This window comes from Armatimonadota bacterium (genome assembly GCA_029907255.1).
Classification (GTDB): Bacteria; Armatimonadota; UBA5829; order DTJY01; family DTJY01; genus JAIMAU01.
The window spans coordinates 142,485-161,111 of record JARYMF010000007.1; the positions used below are offsets into that span (position 1 = coordinate 142,485).

At 46.4% G+C, this 18,627-nt stretch carries 15 protein-coding genes; 6 read left to right on the forward strand and 9 right to left on the reverse strand.

All coding sequences use genetic code 11. From position 1 onward, the window contains the following. Window positions 1-336 precede the first annotated feature (336 nt). The 4 genes from QHH26_08525 to QHH26_08540 all read left to right on the forward strand — a co-directional run bounded on the left by QHH26_08525 (window position 337) and on the right by QHH26_08540 (window position 4,663). Window positions 337-768 (forward strand): PadR family transcriptional regulator, encoded by a 432-nt coding sequence (locus tag QHH26_08525; GenBank protein ID MDH7481998.1) that lies wholly within the window; start codon window positions 337-339, stop codon window positions 766-768. Window positions 769-1,818: 1,050 nt separating this feature from the next. Then, a complete protein-coding gene (locus QHH26_08530) occupies window positions 1,819-2,397 on the forward strand; it encodes a hypothetical protein (protein MDH7481999.1) in 579 nt (192 codons plus the stop codon). Further along, a complete protein-coding gene (locus QHH26_08535) occupies window positions 2,394-3,440 on the forward strand; it encodes a porin (protein ID MDH7482000.1) in 1,047 nt (348 codons plus the stop codon). The genes QHH26_08530 and QHH26_08535 overlap by 4 nt, the downstream gene beginning before the upstream one ends. A gap of 251 nt (window positions 3,441-3,691) precedes the next feature. Continuing rightward, on the forward strand, window positions 3,692-4,663 hold the full coding sequence (locus QHH26_08540) for an ROK family protein (GenBank protein ID MDH7482001.1): 972 nt from the start codon (window positions 3,692-3,694) through the stop codon (window positions 4,661-4,663). Here QHH26_08540 and QHH26_08545 read toward each other — a convergent pair. From QHH26_08545 to QHH26_08580, 8 genes are all read right to left on the reverse strand, one after another. Further along, the gene (locus QHH26_08545) at window positions 4,620-5,540 is read right to left on the reverse strand and encodes a LysM domain-containing protein (protein ID MDH7482002.1); all 921 of its coding nucleotides are present in this window, start codon (window positions 5,538-5,540) and stop codon (window positions 4,620-4,622) included. The genes QHH26_08540 and QHH26_08545 overlap by 44 nt on opposite strands. Window positions 5,541-5,656: 116 nt before the next feature. Next, a complete protein-coding gene (locus QHH26_08550; protein MDH7482003.1) occupies window positions 5,657-6,610 on the reverse strand; it encodes a polysaccharide deacetylase family protein in 954 nt (317 codons plus the stop codon). Window positions 6,611-6,616: 6 nt separating this feature from the next. After that, window positions 6,617-7,909: a S41 family peptidase gene (locus tag QHH26_08555; GenBank protein MDH7482004.1), complete on the reverse strand. Its 1,293-nt coding sequence runs from the start codon at window positions 7,907-7,909 to the stop codon at window positions 6,617-6,619. Window positions 7,910-7,922: 13 nt separating this feature from the next. After that, the gene (locus QHH26_08560) at window positions 7,923-9,332 is read right to left on the reverse strand and encodes a S41 family peptidase (protein MDH7482005.1); all 1,410 of its coding nucleotides are present in this window, start codon (window positions 9,330-9,332) and stop codon (window positions 7,923-7,925) included. 36 nt (window positions 9,333-9,368) lie between these two features. Further along, complete coding sequence (locus tag QHH26_08565; protein MDH7482006.1) at window positions 9,369-10,517, reverse strand: peptidoglycan DD-metalloendopeptidase family protein; 1,149 nt, start codon at window positions 10,515-10,517, stop codon at window positions 9,369-9,371. Between the two features lie 111 nt (window positions 10,518-10,628). Next, complete coding sequence (gene ftsX, locus QHH26_08570; protein ID MDH7482007.1) at window positions 10,629-11,510, reverse strand: permease-like cell division protein FtsX; 882 nt, start codon at window positions 11,508-11,510, stop codon at window positions 10,629-10,631. Next, window positions 11,491-12,183 carry a cell division ATP-binding protein FtsE gene (ftsE, locus tag QHH26_08575; GenBank protein ID MDH7482008.1) on the reverse strand — a complete coding sequence of 231 codons (693 nt, stop codon included), beginning with the start codon at window positions 12,181-12,183 and terminating at the stop codon, window positions 11,491-11,493. Before ftsE ends, ftsX begins: the two co-directional genes overlap by 20 nt. Before the next feature lie 447 nt (window positions 12,184-12,630). Then, the gene (locus QHH26_08580) at window positions 12,631-13,770 is read right to left on the reverse strand and encodes a SpoIIE family protein phosphatase (GenBank protein MDH7482009.1); all 1,140 of its coding nucleotides are present in this window, start codon (window positions 13,768-13,770) and stop codon (window positions 12,631-12,633) included. Window positions 13,771-14,105: 335 nt separating this feature from the next. Here QHH26_08580 and QHH26_08585 point away from each other — a divergent pair, with 335 nt between their 5' ends. Both QHH26_08585 and QHH26_08590 read left to right on the forward strand, forming a co-directional pair. Beyond that, window positions 14,106-15,509, forward strand: coding sequence for a sulfatase (locus QHH26_08585; GenBank protein MDH7482010.1), 1,404 nt, complete (start codon window positions 14,106-14,108; stop codon window positions 15,507-15,509). Between the two features lie 73 nt (window positions 15,510-15,582). Then, complete coding sequence (locus QHH26_08590) at window positions 15,583-16,584, forward strand: Gfo/Idh/MocA family oxidoreductase (GenBank protein ID MDH7482011.1); 1,002 nt, start codon at window positions 15,583-15,585, stop codon at window positions 16,582-16,584. 48 nt (window positions 16,585-16,632) lie between these two features. On the opposite strand, the gene QHH26_08595 is transcribed toward QHH26_08590, so the two are convergent. Further along, entirely contained in the window at window positions 16,633-18,489 is a 1,857-nt protein-coding gene (locus QHH26_08595; protein ID MDH7482012.1) for a hypothetical protein, read from the reverse strand. Window positions 18,490-18,627 lie beyond the last annotated feature (138 nt).

Consider the following 18,627-nt stretch of genomic DNA (forward strand, 5'->3'; position numbering starts at 1 on the left):
CCTACCATTCCATGGGAGTCAACATATTTTTCAATTTACTTAGAAATTTTTTCTCTCGCCTAGGGAATCATTCGGCAGAAAACCTTGGCGAACGTGAGCGAGCTAATTGTGGTATTTTTCAAAGCGGCATGCAAGTTCAGAGGTATGCAGTAACACACCACTTAATGCTAGCATTAAGTGGTTCAGGCTGCGTCTAGATTGTGAGGACATTCTCGAATATATACAAGCGGCACGAGATGTGATAGAATTATAACGCTATGGTACCCGTGACATAAGCGACGCAAAGCGCATGACTGGGGCCGTGGTGTTTTTGAAAAAACAAGGAGTTGCTAGTTCATGCCCAGAAGATATTGCCATCGGCACGCGGCTAGAGGCCCGTGCACCTGTGCGATGGGAAATCTCTATAGGTTTGTAGAGCCGGTTGTTCTGTATATGCTGGCGAAAAAGGGGTCAGCTTATGGCTACGAACTCGCGGCTGACTTGGCCGACCACGCTCTTACCGACGCCGAGATTGACCGCGGAGCGCTTTATCGAACCCTTCAGCGACTTGAAGCGATGGGGTATGTTACCTCCGACTGGGACACCAGCGGGTCCGGTCCACCACGCCACGTTTACAGAATTACTGAAAGCGGCAGGGGACATCTTCGCGAATGGTCTGTGGTTTTGAGCAACCTGGCTCGCTCCATGGATGCCTTTGTGCATGACGTGAAGTCCCTTGGCGAAGCTGATACGGAATCGGCTGAATCACCGATTGCAGATGTACATTAGGCCCATTGTGTAACAGCGAAAACTGCCTATTTAGACTTTAAAGAAAAATCTCCTTCATTGTGAGTCTGGGCGTCGCCAAGGTGCTTTCCCACATTACTGGCACAAGACGCTTTTTACGCGTTTTGTGCCGGTTTGCTTTATTAGGTGGTGAAGCAACATCAAATTAGTGTTTCCATGCTCAGATTCTTTCGAAAACGGCAGAGGGTTTGAATCACAATTAACAAACTCATTGCGAAACTTTATTTAGCCAGCAGACAAAATTGAAAAAATGGAGAAAGTTGCGAAAGTAAAATTTTATGCTTCTAAGGCTTGCGAAAGACCGTTCAGATAATGTGCTGTAACTTAAAAAGGCGTAAGCTTGGTTGATTTGATGTTTGATTTTCTATTGCCACTCTCTTAGCCTTAGCTGTATGCTTACTCATTATCACATCTACGAGTATTGGCAACATGGGGCGGATCAACTTATTGCCGTGAATGCAGCATGTCAAGAGATTGAAATATGCAGAAGCACGGAGGTTCATCTTCCAGCAATCGTTCAAACGCACCTCTTGTGAGCGTCATGCCTCTAGTAAGAAAGCTAACAAACACTTCGGCAAACTTGAAGTAGCTGGCTACCCATATTCAGAAAAGCAGTCAAAGTATATGGCTAACGCCCTACACTGCTGGTTGATTGGAACACAAAACATCATTTGAAGGAGTTTACCCTAAAATACGACACTGCTTGTATTGGCGGCACTGTCATTCCATTTGTGGGGCAGCCGCTTAAAATTTAGTTATGGCGGATATGTGTGCAGGGACGCAGAGCTCTCACGCCGGATAAGCGCGTTTTTAGATTGCCAGCGTCTACTTTGTTTTGCTTGCAGGTTGGGCGCTTGCGGTTTCGGGCGAGAAAGTAATTCTAAATTCTCGATTCTCGACATGAGACAGCTTTTTTGCGCACGCCTGCAGTAGCGTGTTTTTGAGGTTTGTTCAAAAAGCAACAAAGGAACTTAAAAATATAAAGCTGAATGTATAGATGAAGCCATAAATTATAAGGGAATTGATTTAAAGTTGCTGGCGTTCAATCTGATTGGCTTGTGTATCCTGGCGGCTTGCTTTATTCTTGATAGGCACAAGACAGTTCGCTCTGTTCATCGGGGGCTGATGATGTTCTGGAAGATAGTCCCAGAGATGTCGGTTGTGCTTATCCTTATCAGCATTTCTCTTTCGGTTTTGACGCCAGCACAGCTTAGAGAGTGGCTCTCCGCTGATACTCCCGCGCATTTTGTATTGGCATTGGCTGTCGGCTCGGTCGCGCTCATACCTGGGTTTGTTGCTTTCCCACTAGCAGGAGTCTTGCTAAAGAATGGCGCATCTATAACGCTTGTTGCAGGTTTTTTGACAACGCTGTTACTCGTATCTCAGCCTCATCCTCAAGCTTCACCTTTGTATTGGACGTTTAGTCATAACGTTTCGCCATCTTCGAAGGCTTGGGGCGCTAAGGGATGTTCGGATTGTCATGCCCCAAATTCCCAATTCTTCAATTCCCCGGTGATAGTCGACCCATTTGACGACAAAGGCCGCCAAAAAAGCGTGCCAATGTGGCAATACTGCCGAATAAGTAAAGATGTGATTGAGGTGGGGAGTTGAAACATTGTAGATTTCTTCTAGCGCTGGCGTTGCTTACATGTATAATAACTTCATCCAGCGTAGGTTCCACCACTCACAAGTGGCAAGGCTATTTCCAGGTGTGCTATACTAACCCAGAAGATCGTGCCGATTACCTAAGTCTGCGCAGGCTTAAGCTGTATGGAGGCGGTCCCATTTCTGGCAATTGGAGCTACTACTTGCAGTTCCTGTATAAAACGAATAACCGCAGCTCAACTGATAACCAAATAGTCGTTCAGGAGGCAAGTGCTAGTACGCAATCTGGTTCTGTCAAGCTCACAGTAGGACAGTTCAAGCCACCTTTTGGAATGGAACGGTTTACCTCCGATTCCGTGCTCGCATTAATTGACCGCAGTCAGCCGACCGATAAGTTGGTTCCAAACGGCAGCCTGGGAATGTCGTTTGCCCGTGATCGAGGCATCCAAATTGAACGAAAGATTGGTAAAGTTGGCCGATGCGCAGTTGGGGTGTTCGACGGGAACGGTGCTAACGAGCCATTAGAGGGCAATGGCCCGCTGGTAGTTGGGCGCTTTATATACGAGCCATGTTCTGCGGCAAAGCGATTTCATTCCGAACTTGCCGTATCCTGGCGCAAAGATCATGATATTGACTTTACTGGTCAGCTTCCAGGCGCTCCGCCAGGTTATGCAAATTTCTCAGGCAATGATGTTCGGCAGAATATCGCGATTGCCTATGATTTTGGCAAAAATTCGCTTCGCTGTGAGTACTTTGCGGCTCGGTATCACAGCAACAAATCTGCGATTCCCAGCATAGATGCACAGGGATATTATCTGCAATGGGCTTACGCTGTATCTAGGAAGTGGTTGCTGGCTGCACGTCTTGAAGCTATGGACCCTGACCGTTCGGTTGTGAACTCGAAGGATATATCATGGCTCACAATTGGCGCTACTTACTACATAAAATCCGACTACCACAAGATTCAAGTTAACTACATATTTAAGTCGGAAAAGGCTGGCGAGATTAATAATGATGCTATAGTAGCGCAGTATCAAAGATTTTTCTGATTTGATAACGCTTTTGAGAAGCTTTAAGGCATTGCAAAGTAGCGATATGGCTTCATTCTCGTTTATCCGACTCGCTTGTAGAAGTCTTTCAAACTCGGAAACACGCAAGAGAAATGAAGCAGCATTTTGGAGGAAAACCAGGTTTCAATCCTAAAATCATTAATTAGAAAGCAAAAGATTTTAACTTCGGAACGGCAAATTTTCTTGCCAAAAGAACGCTTTTTCTCGCCTTTCATAATATTGGGTAACAAATGTCTACTAATTGTCAAGCCATAGGCGTAGAAATTGGTGGGACCACGCTCAGGATAGGCCTTGTTGACGAGAAGGGCAATGTTGGGCATACAATTCGACTTTCTTCCTCTGATTTATATAATCAAAATACCGCGACAGAACGCTTAATTGTGCATATCACCGAGTTCTTATGGGAGATTCAAAAATCGTTTGATGAGTGTAACGGCATTGGAATCGCCGCGGCTGGATACGTTGATAATAATGCAAAGACGATGGTAGTTGCTTCAAACCTAGGTTGGCGGAATTTCGCCCTTGGGAGGGAAGTCGAGGACCTAATTGGCAAACCGGTTGTGATGGACAAGGATACAAATATGGCCGCGCTAGGCGAATTCTCCGTCGGGGCTGGTCGAAGTCTCAGTTCCTTTATTTATGTTGCGCTTGGAACTGGGGTTGGTGGTGCGATAATTCACGAAGGAAGATTACTTCGGGGCAGGAGAAACAGCGGCGGAGACTTTGGCCATGTCTTTGCAGGGGGAGATTGGAAGTGCGGCTGTGGGTTCGTTGGTTGCCTAGAAACAGTCGCAGGCGGAGTGGCAATCGCAAGGAAAGCGAGAGAAGCAATTGAGGCGGGTTCGAAATCAATAATTACAGACTTGGTTAACAACAAACCTTCCGACATCACTGCTCAAACAGTGGCAAAAGCGAGCAGCGAAGGAGACGCGTTGGCACGACAAATATTGACCGAGGCTGGAAATGCAGTTGGTGTTGCGCTTGTGAACATAATACGAATGGTTGGGCCTGAAGCGGTAATTCTAGGTGGAAGTGTCGGCAAGGTTAAAGAAATATTCGAAACCGTGAAGGCTTATGTAGAGGAAAACAGCGCTTTTCCTGGAACCGACCTGCCACCAGTTAAGGTGCTCCCAGCTGCTCTTGGCGATTCTGCTGCAATCATTGGGGCGGGGCTGGTTTGTTCCAAACTGTTACCTGACTGATGACCTCGGAATTGACAGGTTTGCCATTCTCAAAAGTTATCACCGTTTTTGTTACACGCTTTCCAGTTTTGGTGCCAGTTCGATATCTGAGTTCTGAAGGTGCTGTTACTTCTGTTACCTTTGTGATTAAGCTTTTGGTTATTACCGTAACCGGCGGCTTAGGAGGCTTTATTAGCAGTCTATCTCCCTCAACCAAAGCATCTAGATTAATGTTTGGGTTGAGTTTTTTGAGATCGGTTAGCGAAACTTCATATTGTTGAGCGATGAATACAGCGCGGTCGCCGGCCTTCACGACATGATAAATTGGCTCTTCGGTGGTTGACACAAGAATATCGGCGGCTTTTTCTGGGGTAGGGCAGATTTTGCTGATTTCCACATACTTGCGCTCGATGCCTACATTTTCTTTGAAGGTGGGTTCCTCGCTGAGATTATCAACTTTGCTTGCGAAACGTTTCTTTACAATCTCAAGGGTCTTTAGGGCGTCTTCTTCTTTGGCGAGTGCAACAATTGGTTCTTCATTTACAGAAATTGCAAATGCTTCAGCCATAACTGATAATAGGTTTTCAAGCATTCCGGCGGCTTCCGGGATGGGGACGACTTCCGCGTTTTGCCGAGCAGGACGAAGCGTAACGATTTTGTCAAACCTGGTGTGTCGGATTTTTACCTCACTTGGGGTTCTCAATTGGTTTAGCAAAGCTTTTGCGGCGGCGGTTGATTCCACAGTAACGATTGCATTGCCATCAACACAGATTGTGCACGGCTTCCCACCGAAGTGTTGAGAAGCCGCCCATCCTGCAATTATGATAATTATCAAAATTAAGAAAGCACGCTCAATCCATATCCTGCGCTTAATGTTTTTTTCGAGCTTTTCCTCCATATACTATTTCTCCCATCAACTCCTTTTTTTGTGGTAATGAGATGTCGGCTAGGGTAGGGAAGTTTCGCGTTCACATTTCACATTTTTCTGAATGCTTGCTAGTAGAAAAGGTGAAATCAAATACCAATTAATTCGCTTACGGTAACAATTTGATATCCAGATGACTGTAGCGTTTCAATTATGGAATCTAGGGCATCTGCTGTTGCCTTACTGCCGCAGTGCATAAGGACAATCGAGCCGTTTTGAACATGACTGAGCACGCGCTGGCGAATCTCGTTGGCAGTAATACCGCGTTTGAATGCGTCCCAACTGTCCACATCCCAGTATATAGAGCGATAGCCGTTTTCTGCAAGAATGCGCAGTACTCGCTTGTCCCTAGAACCGTATGGTACTCTTGCGAGTGGTTTGGTGCTGCGGCCTGTTAGGCGAATCACCAAGTCGTCAACGCGTGCCAACTCATTTACTATTTCCCCGTCGGGAAGCTTGGGTAAACTTCGATGTGAATAAGTGTGGTTGCCGATTTCATGGCCTTCGGTAGCAATTCGTCGGGTAAGTTCAGGATTGCGCTCAATCCATTTGCCTGTGAGAAAGAATGTGCAGTGCAAGTTGTGCTTCGCTAAAACATTCAAGATTTCGTAAGTTGGGCTGCTATCTGCGCCAGCATCGAATGTTAGAGCAATCAAAGGCTTCATTCTGCTCCCATGAGAAACCTCGTTCCATTGTTCCTTTGAGGTAATCGTTGGCTTAGGCGACTTCCTAATTGATGCCTCAGATTCTTTGGAAGCGGAATCAACGCTTGGGTGCGAGATAGGATTTTCGGCTTTTGCTGTTTGTTCGGCTTCGGATGGTTTGGGCGGCTTGTGACGAGAAGGTGTTTGCTCCCATGCAGGCGCAATTGGCTGTGTTCTTGTAGAAGGGGCGTGCTGAGGAGCCGTAGGAAAACTTTTGGGAAGTTCCCTCCTGTTTTGCGATAGGAGATATGCCGCTCCAAATCCTACGGCTGCTAGCAGTAGTAGAGCTGCCGTATATTTGATACAGCCCGGCAAACATGATTTGCGAGTTCTACGCACCAAAGTTCAGCTCTTTCTATGGTCCCGAGCTGTTGTGGTTTTAAAGTTCGACTGGAGTTCTGCTTTCAGAATTTCAATAGCTTTCTTAAGCTGTACGTCGTTTTCTGCTTTTATGTCTTCGTCGGTTGGTTCTACGATTACATCCGGCTTTATCTTTTGCTTATCAACGTCTCGGCCAAGAGGTGTTAAATATTTTGCAGTGCTGATTGCCACCGCTGAGCCATCCTCGAGATTGAATATTTGTTGAACCAAGCCTTTGCCGAATGTAGGAACGCCTACTAACTTACCAGCCTTGTGGTCCTGGATTGCACCCGCCACAATTTCGGATGCGCTAGCGCTCATTTCGTTTATTAGAACAACTAGCGGATATCTCTTATGATTATGTTGACTAGGATTTACTCTTAGAGATGTTCTCTCGCCACCTTTGTTTTGAATGATGACGATATCACCGTTATCAATGAAGCGGCTTCCTATATCAACAGCGACGTCTAGTAAGCCCCCAGGGTTGTTTCGGAGATCAAGAATTAGGGCTTGCACCTTATCAGCTTCTAGCTTTGTAAGCGCTTGGTCAAACTGTTCGTCGCTTTTCTCATTGAATTGCCGAAGGGCGATGTAGCCGATTTTGCTTTCGTCGTCCTTCATTTCGACTTCGACCATGGGTGATATAATTACCTGGCGGGTTATCTCGAATTCCATGGGTTCTGGAACGCCTTCGCGCTTGATGGTAATTCTTACCTTTGTCCCACGAGGCCCACGAATTCGCTTGACTACCTCGTCAATATCCATGCCGTGGATTAGCGTGTCGTCTACTTTTAGGATGACATCATTCTTCTTCAGTCCCGCATTTTTTGCTGGGCTGTTAGGCAAGGGGTTTTTTATAAATACATAGCCATCTTTAACATCAAGCTCGGCGCCGATTCCCTCGAAGTCGCCGCGATTTTCGCTTTGCATTTCCTTATTTTGTTCAGGATCTAAGAAGCGAGTATATCTGTCGCCTAACGCAGCAAGCATTCCGCGAATTGCGCTGTAGGTGAGTTGTTTTGGGTCGGGAGTTTTGCCAAAATAATTGTTGCTTATGTAAGAGTAAATTTGCCAATAAGCATCCGTGCACTCCACATCTGCCTTGCTAGACTCAAGTTCAGCTCTTATGCCTAGAAGCAGTCTGGAGGGCGCTTGTTCAAGTAAGGCTACTAAATTCGGTATGCTTGGGTTTCGAGAGAAATCTGTGTAGGTGAAACCACATAGAAACGAGGTGCAAATCAGCATTATAATTAATACAAAATAGAACGCTTTTTTCATTTTCGTTAGCCTTTTATCCTTTTGGTGTCCCAATCTTAGAAACCAACAGCTTCTCAGCTGCAGTAAGCTGAGCATCATCCTTGCGGTTTTTGTTCTCAACAGTTATGTCTGGATTTAACCCATGGCCATTGAAGTCAATACCGCCCGGAGTTATCATTTTTCCAGTCGTAACTATCGCAGATGCGCCGTCCTTGAGCACAACCGGTGTTTGAACCAACCCATCGCCAAAAGTCTTTGTTCCGACAAGGGTCGCAATTTGCGAATCTCTTAGAGTTCCAGCGAAAAGTTCTGCCACGCTGGATGTACCGTGGTTGATGAGAACGGCAACGGGTATTCCAATACTGCGCGTCTTGGGTAATCTGATTGAACGCTTTGCGTTCCTGCCCTGGATTGTGGCGACTGTTCCTCCGCCTGTGAGCTTAGATGCTATATATGTTGCTGAATAAAGCGACCCACCTGGATTGTTGCGCACATCTAAGATTAGAGCCTTCGCCCTGCGCGCTTGTAATTTGCTAATTTCTGCTGTGAATTCCTTTTCTGCTCGTTTGTTAAACTGCGCAATTCGTACGTATGCAATTCCATGCTTAAGTTCTTTGACAACAACAGGGTCTACCACTGTGTCGCGGCAGCGCAGCTTAACCTTGATTCTCTCCGATTTGCCAGGCCGTTCGACCTCAAGATTTAAATCGCCAGATGTCGTGGTTGTGAGTTTGTCAAGTGCATCTTGAATAGTAATTCCTTTTTTTAGCCGCGCATCAATTTCGTCAAGCGCTTTTCGATAAGAGAGAAGGTCAAGTTGTTTATTCCTGACCATCTTGCGCATCTTTTGGATTTCTGGCTCCATATATGGATCATGATTGATGACCCACTTTCCGCCTACTTCGGTTATGGCATCACCAGGCTCGAGCCCGGCTTCGTCCGCTGGGCTTCCCTGCATGGGTGCCACTACGACTATATTTGTTGTATCAAGATCGCCGATTTTTTCATGTTTTAGAGCTAGTATTGCACCAGTTCCATGGAATATGCCGGCTTCGACATCATTCAGCAGTTTGCGTTCTTCAGGGGTGATAAAGCGCGTGTCTGGGTCATCTAACGAGTCCAACATAGCGCGGATTGCGCCTTGAGCCATTTTTGCTTCTTTTTCAGGCGTTATCTTTTCTACATAATGCTTCTTGCAAAGATTAAGCACCGTCGAGAAAAGATTGCGATACTCCGCATCCGCCCCAATTTGTGGTTTCGGCTTGATGGATTCTACCTGAATAGGGGTTTGCTCCGGTGCTAGCTTTAGCAGAGCATTCGCCTGTGGAGATGCGCCCTTTATAATCAATAAGGGCCTATCTTGAATTGACCTAAGATATTTTCCGCCGCAAAAAGCAGCAATGATAAATATTATTGCAAGCCATACATGAACTTTTTTTCTCATTGCTTTCAAGATGGTTTCCTCTCGTTTGGTAATTTTCTAGAATGGTGGTTTTTTAGGCGTTCCGTTTACCCTAAATTCAAAATGCAAATGCGGACCGGTACTAAGCCCTGTACTACCTACATACCCTATTATTTGCCCTTGTTTTACTTTTTGATTAACCGACACGGCGAGACGACTGCAGTGCGCATAAAGAGTATCAATGTTTCCGCCGTGATAAATAATTACTGTCTTGCCATATCCCCCACAGACTCCGCTAAATTTCACAATCCCATCGGCTGCGGCTCGAATTGGGGTGCCGTAGGCGGCTCGAAGGTCAATGCCATCATGGTGTATATACCTTTTGAGTATTGGATGCATGCGCATGCCAAATCCCGATGTTACAGCACCAGGCACTGGCCTTAGCCATCCGCCAGACCACATAGGAATATCTTTTCTGCTAATTGATGCGGCTCTATGCATCCGCCGCAGCATTTCGCCCAAGCGGCGAGATGTTTGCTCAAGCTCGGCAAGGGCGCGCTCCAGCTCCGCGGCTTCGCTTTGTATTCGCTTTAAGTTACGTTCTTTTTCCTCAGCCCATTCCGCCGCCGCGCGTGTCTCGATTTCTTGTTGATATTCCAGCCGCCTTCGCTCTCGTTCTTGAGCCTCAAGTTGTGCTTGGTATTGCTCAATTGCGGCTTTGTCCCTTTTAATGGATTCGATGATTTCAGCGTCTTTTTCTAATACCTTCCGAACAACATATCCGCGGCTTAGAAGATCTGAAAAGTCAGCCGCGCCAAGAAGAATGCCAATATAGCTCATGCTTCCATGTTTGTATGTATCCGCTATGCGTGTTGCAAGCAACTCGTTTCTTTTCTTGAGCCTTTGCTTTGTTTTTTCCAGTTCTGCGCGTGTTAATTCGATTTTTTTACGAGTGCGCGCAAGCTGTGTGCGAATATCGGCAAGTTTTGCTTGCGAAATCGAAAGTTTTCGTTCAGCGGCAACTAGGTTTTGATAGGCATAAATCTTTTGCCGTTTTACAACTTTTAGCCTGCTTCGATACTGGTTCATATTTCGGGCAACCTGCTGGAGTTGCCGCTTGATGCTTGTTATGCTTTGCTTTTTTGCATCAATCGGCGTCGCAGACATGACGCTGATGATTAAGACTGCTAATGCAAACCTAGCTCCAAGTTTTTGCGGCTGCCCCAAAGTGATTCCTCCAGTTGTCCGCAGTGGTTAACATAACCTGCGCCAGCTTATCTTGCCGTATATGATTACATTATATATCATCGGCGCTGACTATGCCAACCGAAAAGGGTGTTATGTTTTTAGGAACTTTCTTATGGACATGAAGCTCCCTACAAGCCCTATGCAACAGCCTAGACCAACCATGCCGCCCAGAAGCTGAGATGGTTCGATGTTTCCTGGATAACGCTCCAATAGGGGCCACATGCGAGTAACAACCTTGGTTACATAAAATGCTCCGCCCAATACAATGCCGCATGCAATGGCGGCGCCAATTGCTCCTAGGATTATTCCTTCAAGTAGAAAAGGTAGGCGAATGAACCAGTTGGTTGCCCCTACAAGCTGCATGATTCTTATTTCGCGCCGCCTAGCGAAAACAGTTAGGCGAATTGCATTGCTGATTATAAATGCTGTTATTATCAAAAGCACGCCGCTAGCGGATGCACCTAATATCTCAACGAAGTTCGAAAACCGAACAATTTCTTTGGCTTCTTTTCTAGGTGCGAGAACCTCGTCTACGCCTTTCAATTGCGCTATCTCGTTAGCAACGGAAGAAGTGTGTTTTGCATTATCGAGCTTTATGATAAACTCATCGCCAAGACTGACGTTTGGAATGCCGGTTAAGTCAATGTAGCCCTTGTAACTTTGCTTAGCTTGTTCCCAAACCTGCGCTGCGGGTATGTGCGTAAATGCTTTTACGTGTTGCATTTGTGAAAGATAATCATGTACTTGGGCTATTTCCTGCGGGGTGGCGCGAAACTTCATAAAAACGCATATTTCTAGCTCCTCCGAAAGCGACTTGGCAACGCCGTTGAGCCAGAGCACAAGGAGCGCGAAGCCGCCAAGCACCGCGAGTGACAGGCTAATAGTAGTAACTGATGCTATAGACATTAAGCCGTTCCGCCAAATGCTTACAAATGCCTCGCGGACGGCAAACTCAAGACTTCGCAAGCTCATGATATGTGCCTTTTGCCTCGTCTCTAATGATTTCTCCCTTGTCGAGGGCAATCACCCGCTTCTTCATGTGGTCTACGATGTGTTTGTCATGGCTGGCAACTACGACGGTAGTGCCGCGCATATTTATACGCTCAAGAAGCCGGATGATTTCCAAAGATGTTTCGGGGTCGAGATTGCCAGTAGGTTCATCTGCTAGGAGAATTGGAGGATTGTTTACCAGCGCCCTTGCGATTGCAATGCGCTGTTGCTCGCCGCCAGAGAGCTGGTCAGGATATGCATTTGCTCGGTCAAGGAGCCCGACCAAGTCGAGTACCTCAGCTACCCTCGTTTTAATCTCTTTTCGAGGTGCACCGGTTACGTATAAAGCAAAAGCTATATTCTCGCGTGCAGTTTTTCTTGGAAGCAGGCCGAAATCCTGAAATACAACGCCAATCCCTCTGCGAAGGCGCGCAATTGCATTGCCACGAAGCCTTTTGACATCCAAACCATTTACAATAGCTTTGCCGCTTGTGGCGACTTCTTCGCGATAAATTAGCTTAAGCAACGTGGACTTGCCGGTTCCAGTAGGGCCGACGATAAATACAAATTCGCCCTTTTCGATCCGCAAGCTTACGTCTCGAAGCGCTTGAATATTATTGGGGTAGATTACCGATACGTTTCTAAACTCAATCATCTTCCGCACCGGCGGGGTTCTTTTGCGAAAGTATACCAGATGAACTCCGAGATTGCAAGTGAAATGGGCAGGGGTTGTTTTTGTGTTGTTAATAATTTCCAGCGGCGTTACATGGGTCGTTGAGGCGGGCGGTGCCCTGCCCACAGTGAAGGGTGAATGTAGGGTTAGTGTAGGGTTGAAAGGTCAACCCTACATAAATTCACGGCGATTTTGAGCGTGAAAATGCGGTTAATGTAGGGTGTGTAGGGTTAAAACACCTCTAAACGCGGGGGAAGTGATATATATCTCCACAGAGATATATATCCTTTAAAAATGGATTCGACTGCAAAACCCTACATAACCCTACATCCCTACATACCTCAACCGATGATAACCGCCAATCAGCTGTGCCTAGCGAGTGGGTTTGGTTGGGCGGCGATGTTCGACACGAGCTATGACGAGCTATGGCTAGGCTTTCACGTATAGCAGTGCCACGTCGTCTTTTAAGTGCCCGTCGCACCATTTGTTGATTTCTTCAAGCAGTGAGTTCACAAATGCCGAGGGTTCTTCGTGTTTGTGGGATAAGGCAAATTCTTTGAGCCTGTCTCGCCCAAAAAAGCCGTATTTTCCTCTTGCCTCTGTAACGCCATCCGTGTAGAGCAGTAGACTGCCGCTTCTAAACGGTATTTTGCATTCCTCGTATTTCTCGTGCTCGGCAATTCCAATAGCAGTTCCAGTGAGTGCTAATTCTTCGACTTTATCGTTAATTAAAAGCGGTGGTTCGTGCCCAGCTGTTACAAAGCGAATTGTGCCTTCGTTTAAATCTGCTATCCCGTAAAATAAGGTTATGAACGCCTCCTTGGATATTTGGTGGTAGACAGCGTTATTCAGGCTTTCCATGACAAAAGACGGCGATGGGTCTTGATAAGCATAAGCTCTTAGCGAGTATTTTGCCAATGCCGTATGCACAGCGGCTTCGACTCCTTTCCCCGACACGTCACCGATGGCTATTGCGACAATGTTGGGGGATGGCTTGAATACGTCATAGAAGTCTCCACCAATTGCGGCTTCTTCTAAAGCCGCCTTATATGCGCTGACAATGCGAAGTGAATCTGTCTTCTCCGGTATTTCCGAAAAGAAAGCCCTCTGAAGGGTTTCAGAGATTCGCCGTTCTCTCTCATACGCTTGTTTAAGTGCTTCTCTGGCTTCTACTAACGGCGTTATATTTTCGGTGGATGCTACTACACCAATAACTTTTCCTTCTTGGTCGCGGAGCGGTGCCGCGCTTAAAAGCAGGTAGTTTCGTTTGCCTGAGGGTGTTTCAATTACTAGCTCGTCATTGTAGACAGTTTCGCCTTTATTTAGCGCACGACTCATCGGAAGTTCGCTTACGAGATAAGGCCTGCCATCTGGATGCATTAGTTTATTTGCAACTGCATAAGCAGGTAGGGGCATTCCAATCTCTGGGGGGACTTGGAAGAACTCTTGAGCATGTTTGTTCATATATGTTACCCGTTGCTCAGGTCCTTCGACGATAATTATTCCCGATGGAATTGTGTCAAGAACGGTCTGCAGGCGAGTCCTGCTTTCCATGGTCTCTTCGGTCATTTAATTTTGCCTCCACTTTGCGCCCGTTTGTTTGGCTTTAAATTTACGGCAGGACATCCAAAAACCAATGTATCATTATATCATTATACCGAAACATTTGTATTGTCATTGCAAGCATATTCAAATGCATGTGCTTTGCAAAATATCAAATCAGCAAGCCCAGTAAAGCTGTCTTTGTTGCGAAAATTCCACTTTGTAAATACGCAAGCCGTTGGATCTTTGTTTTTTAATATGTTTGCAGGAGTTCGGAGACATTATGATTAAAAGCTATCCTTGAAAATGATATTCAGTGGACAACGCCAAAATTGCTTTTACTTGTAGGTTGAGGAGAAGACATGAAAAAAACGAATCTTATTCTATTTGGAATTGACAGCTTGCGCGCAGACCACATGAGTTTGTATGGCTATCCTAGGCTAACAACTCCGCATATAGATAAGTTTGCGGCAGGCGGAGCTGTTTTTGAGAAGTGTTACAGCCCGCACATCCCGACAACACCGGGATATGCCTCAATGTTTACTGGCATGGATGTATTCGGTACTGACGTTGTAGCTTTGAGGCATCAAGGGGGCCTTGGCAGCCATCTGAAAACGTTGGCTGAGATTCTGGGGGAGAATGGATACAACACAACTTGTGTAGGATTTAGCGGCAATCCTGCGTCTAGAGGATTTCAGAAGTATTTGGATTTCCCTGGCTGGGGTTCCTGGGAGGAAGGCAGAAGCCATAAAGCAGAGAACTTAAACAATGTTGCTATTCCGGAACTCAAACGTCTTGCGGCAGAGGATAAGCCTTTCTTTCTTTTCTTGAGGCACATGGACCCACACGCCCCATATTTGCCGCCTCGCCCCTTCGAAAGAATATTCTACGATGGAAACGAGTATGACCCAAACAATAAGTCCCTTGAACCAGTAATGAAGTTCAAGCCGTTTTGCGACTTCTTTGCAAGCTGGTTTCCGCCGGGATGCACAGATAAAGACTACATCATTGCCCAGTATGACGGCGCAATTGCTTATATGGACGCATGCATTGCGAACATATTTGCTACGATTGAGCACCTGGGGATAAAGGAAGATACACTTGTTGTAATAGACGCAGACCACGGCGAAACTCTGTATGACCATGAGTGTTGGTTTGACCATCATGGACTTTACGACTGCACGTTGCACATTCCGCTGGTGTTCGTTTTCCCGCGCAAAGTTCCAGCCGGAAAGCGCTTTTCTGATTATGTTCAAATGAAAGATATCGCTCCGACGATTTTAGATTTGTTGGAGATAGAAACCGACATTAATTTTGACGGAAGGAGTCTAGTTCCGCTTTTCGAAGGCAAACCTCGCGAACAAGAGCCCGAGTTTTATATCACAGAGGCTACATGGATGAGAAAACATGGATGGCGGACACCGGAATGGAAGCTAATCCATGCCCTTGAGCCCGATTTTCACTTCAAGCCAGAGATTGAGCTGTATAACCTAATAAAGGATCCCGAAGAAAACTTTAACATTGCTGAACAAGAGCCGGAGATTGTGCGAATGCTTGAGGCGCGAATGCAGGAATGGATTAAAAAGCGAGAGCAGGAGACAGGCAGAAGGAATCCAATCTTCACGAACTTGAATTGGCATGGCCACGGAGCGCCATTTAAATCCAGCGAGGAGGCTTACAATACCCTGTACATAGGTTCACCTAAAGCGGCTGAGGCGCTTCAGGCTAGGGAGCTTCAGCGGCAAAGGGGTCAAGAAAAGCTGTAATTTTCTCGATTAATAAGAACTGTAGCCAAAACTCTACAGGGAATTACAGAATTCTTAATGGGGCATAGGGCTTATGTTGCGCGTCTGTACCATTGGCATGGGACCGATTGGAAACCTCCATGCGGACATATATAAAAGCGATGAACTTGCCGAATTGGTGGGCGTCTGTGACATTATCCCCGAACGAGCAAAGGCGGCAGGTGAACGTCTGGGTGTTCCATGGTACACCGATGACCAGGAAATGCTTGATGCATGCCGACCGGATGTGTGCAGTATAACAACAGGCGGATATGAGTACTGCAGCGACCATTATGAACCTGCAATGCTCGCTTTGAAGTCGGGCAGTCATATACTCTGCGAGAAGCCAATCTGCAATGATTTAGCAAGAGCAGAAGAAATGGTTCGAACCGCAAAGGAGCTGAATCTTTGCTTTGGCATTAACTTCAACCACCGCTTCACTCCAGCCGCTCGTCTTGCGAAGCAGTGGATAGATGAGGGCCGTCTGGGGGATCTCCTTTTCGCTAATATGGCGCTGTGGATTGGTAGACAGGGAGAGTTTGATTCGCCTTATTTCCACATAAAAGCATTAAATCCGCATTCGGTTGATATGATGCGCTACTATTGCGGTGAGATTGTTCGCGTGCAGTGCTTTGCGATGAAAGCGCCTGGCAGAAAAATTTGGTCAACTGCTTCGATTAACATGCAGTTCGAAAACGGTGCAGTTGGCCACCTAACAAGCAGCTACGATATTGCTCGTGGCCACCCAATGGAGCGGTGCGAGGTTGCCGGCGTAAAGGGGCGTTTTGTTCTGGAAGATATGTGGCGGGAGGTAACGCTCTATCCTGCTGGTGAGCTTATCAAGCAAGTCTATACAAACCCGATTTTTGGCGGATACCGCGATTTTAACGACACATTCAGAGACCGCATTCACCGGTTTTTGCAGCAGGTTTCTGAAGGAGCATCGCCTGATGAGATTGATGGCTCTGGCGCCGATGGACTAGCCGCCCAGAGGGTTATCCATGCCGCGATTAGATCTCTGGAGACGGGTTGTGTGGTTGAAGTTAGCGAGGTATAAGGCAGCTTAACTGCAGTGAGTGGTTTTATCACCGAAAACTAAAAAGATTTACGGCTGTGCTATTTTGCTTTTCTCGACGTTTGAATGAATTTGGGCACCGTAAAACGGTCTTGTAATCGGTCCTTCGTCGCTTAATAATGAACAGAGAATCGGGTCTTGCAGCACATTGCGAATATCATAGGGCTTACCATCTACGATGACAGTCCGTTTAACCAAGCGAATCCCATGGCTGTAATCCACATACCAATTAACATGCACCGTAGATAGCGGTTGGATTGGTGTGCCATCGAGCCTGTGCCAACCATAAATTGCAACGTGGTCTAAGCGGTTCTCGGGAAGGTTTGTGATTACCACGTCTTTCTTTATGCCCGCAACGAGTGCTCCCAGCGGCTTTCCTTTGCGTTGTTCCTCGATGATTGAGTTGTGCTTTATAAAGGTTTCGACAGCCTCGCGTTTTTCGGTAAGCGGTTTGGGTTCCAGCTTTACTTCGGCTTGCCGATAAATCTCGTCCACCATCTTGCGAGTCGGTAGCGAGCATTTAAAAAAGTCTGCAATCGCTTGAGCAGAAATTGGTGTTAACGGCACTCGCACGAAGTTTTTATCGGATCCTACCGCCAAGTAATCAGGCATGGTGTAGAAGCAAATCGAGTGTTCTTTGCCATTTGCATCCCTTGCCTTGAAAGAAATGGTTTTGAATTGCCTTAGAAAATCAGGCATATTGCCGCTCTTGAGTTCTTTTAGGATAATCTTTTCTCGATTTGATAGCGAGAAGCTGCCAACTTTTTTCATTACCGAAGTGCCATCTGCGGCATGCCTGGGGCGTCTTGGTATGTTTGTCGGTGCCGTTGGTTGAATCCACTTAACATAGGCACGCGTGCCGCCGAATTTACCCCACTTTTCCTCAAGCATTGTGCCTAAAGTCAGTGCTTCTAAATAGCCATTCATCTCGCCAACTAGCGCTGTATGCAGAATCTTATTCAAGGGATTGCGGTGGATTATAAAACTGATGCAAGATGCGTTGCTATTTTGTTTGGCGGACAAATTAGCGCGAGGCACAAAAGCGCTGTATATATCAAAGTCGCCTAGCGATGACCTTCTGAAGGAAACTAGCTTCTCAAAATAGCCCAGCATTCGATGCGATGCGCGAAATGTGCCGCCTGTAGGTCCCACAACAAGCTTGCCGTTGAGTGTTATTCGCCTGTCGTCATAGGCAATCACCACTAGACGGGTGCCAGGGTTTGCTTGAAGCCAGGCGAAAAGTTTATCGCCGTGGTGTTTGTCGTCGGAGTAGCTATAGTTTGCATCCAAGAAGACAATCCTGTCTACCCAAGATGGAATGGAATTGTAAGCGTCAATGAAGCCGAAAATCATGCTTCCTCCACCGCTGTGGGCGGCTAGCACTGCTTTTTTCTCTTGGCAAGGGATTTCGCCCAATACGTCCTCGATGGTCTTGCGGATAATCTGAGTGTCATTGGAATGTTGCCGGCGCCAAGCTGGCCAGCTCAACTCGCTGGTTTCCATGCATATGAGCACTATATTTCTGTTTTTGTCCAACTTCCTCAGAAGCCGAGTTTGTGCGGCGATATGCTGAATATCAAAATGCCAATCAAGGCATTCTACCATCGCGGTTCCCAGGGTTTGTTCGATAGTATTTCCATTTGGTGTTCCGTAAAAAATAGCTAGAGTAGGGAGGTCATGGCGGAAGGGTGCAGGAGCGTTTATGAGCATCCGTATTCCTAAGTCATTTCGTATTTCCCGCACCTGTTCATTGAACCAGGGGCTCTTAATGAACCCTTCTAAGCACTCGGCTTTCACACTGCTAAGGTCTACCAAGCTTATTCCGAATATTGAAAGTACTGCAACTTTTCGCAGAAGATAGTTATGCATAATTTTGGTGCGAATCATTTCTATCAAAAATTCTACAAAAAATTGCTAAAACCTCTTGCCAATAAGACAATCATCGCATAGCATAAGAAAGCACTATGAAGAGTCCAGAAAATCGTGGAACAATTCATTGGGGAGAAGAATCAAAGTTAGACGAAA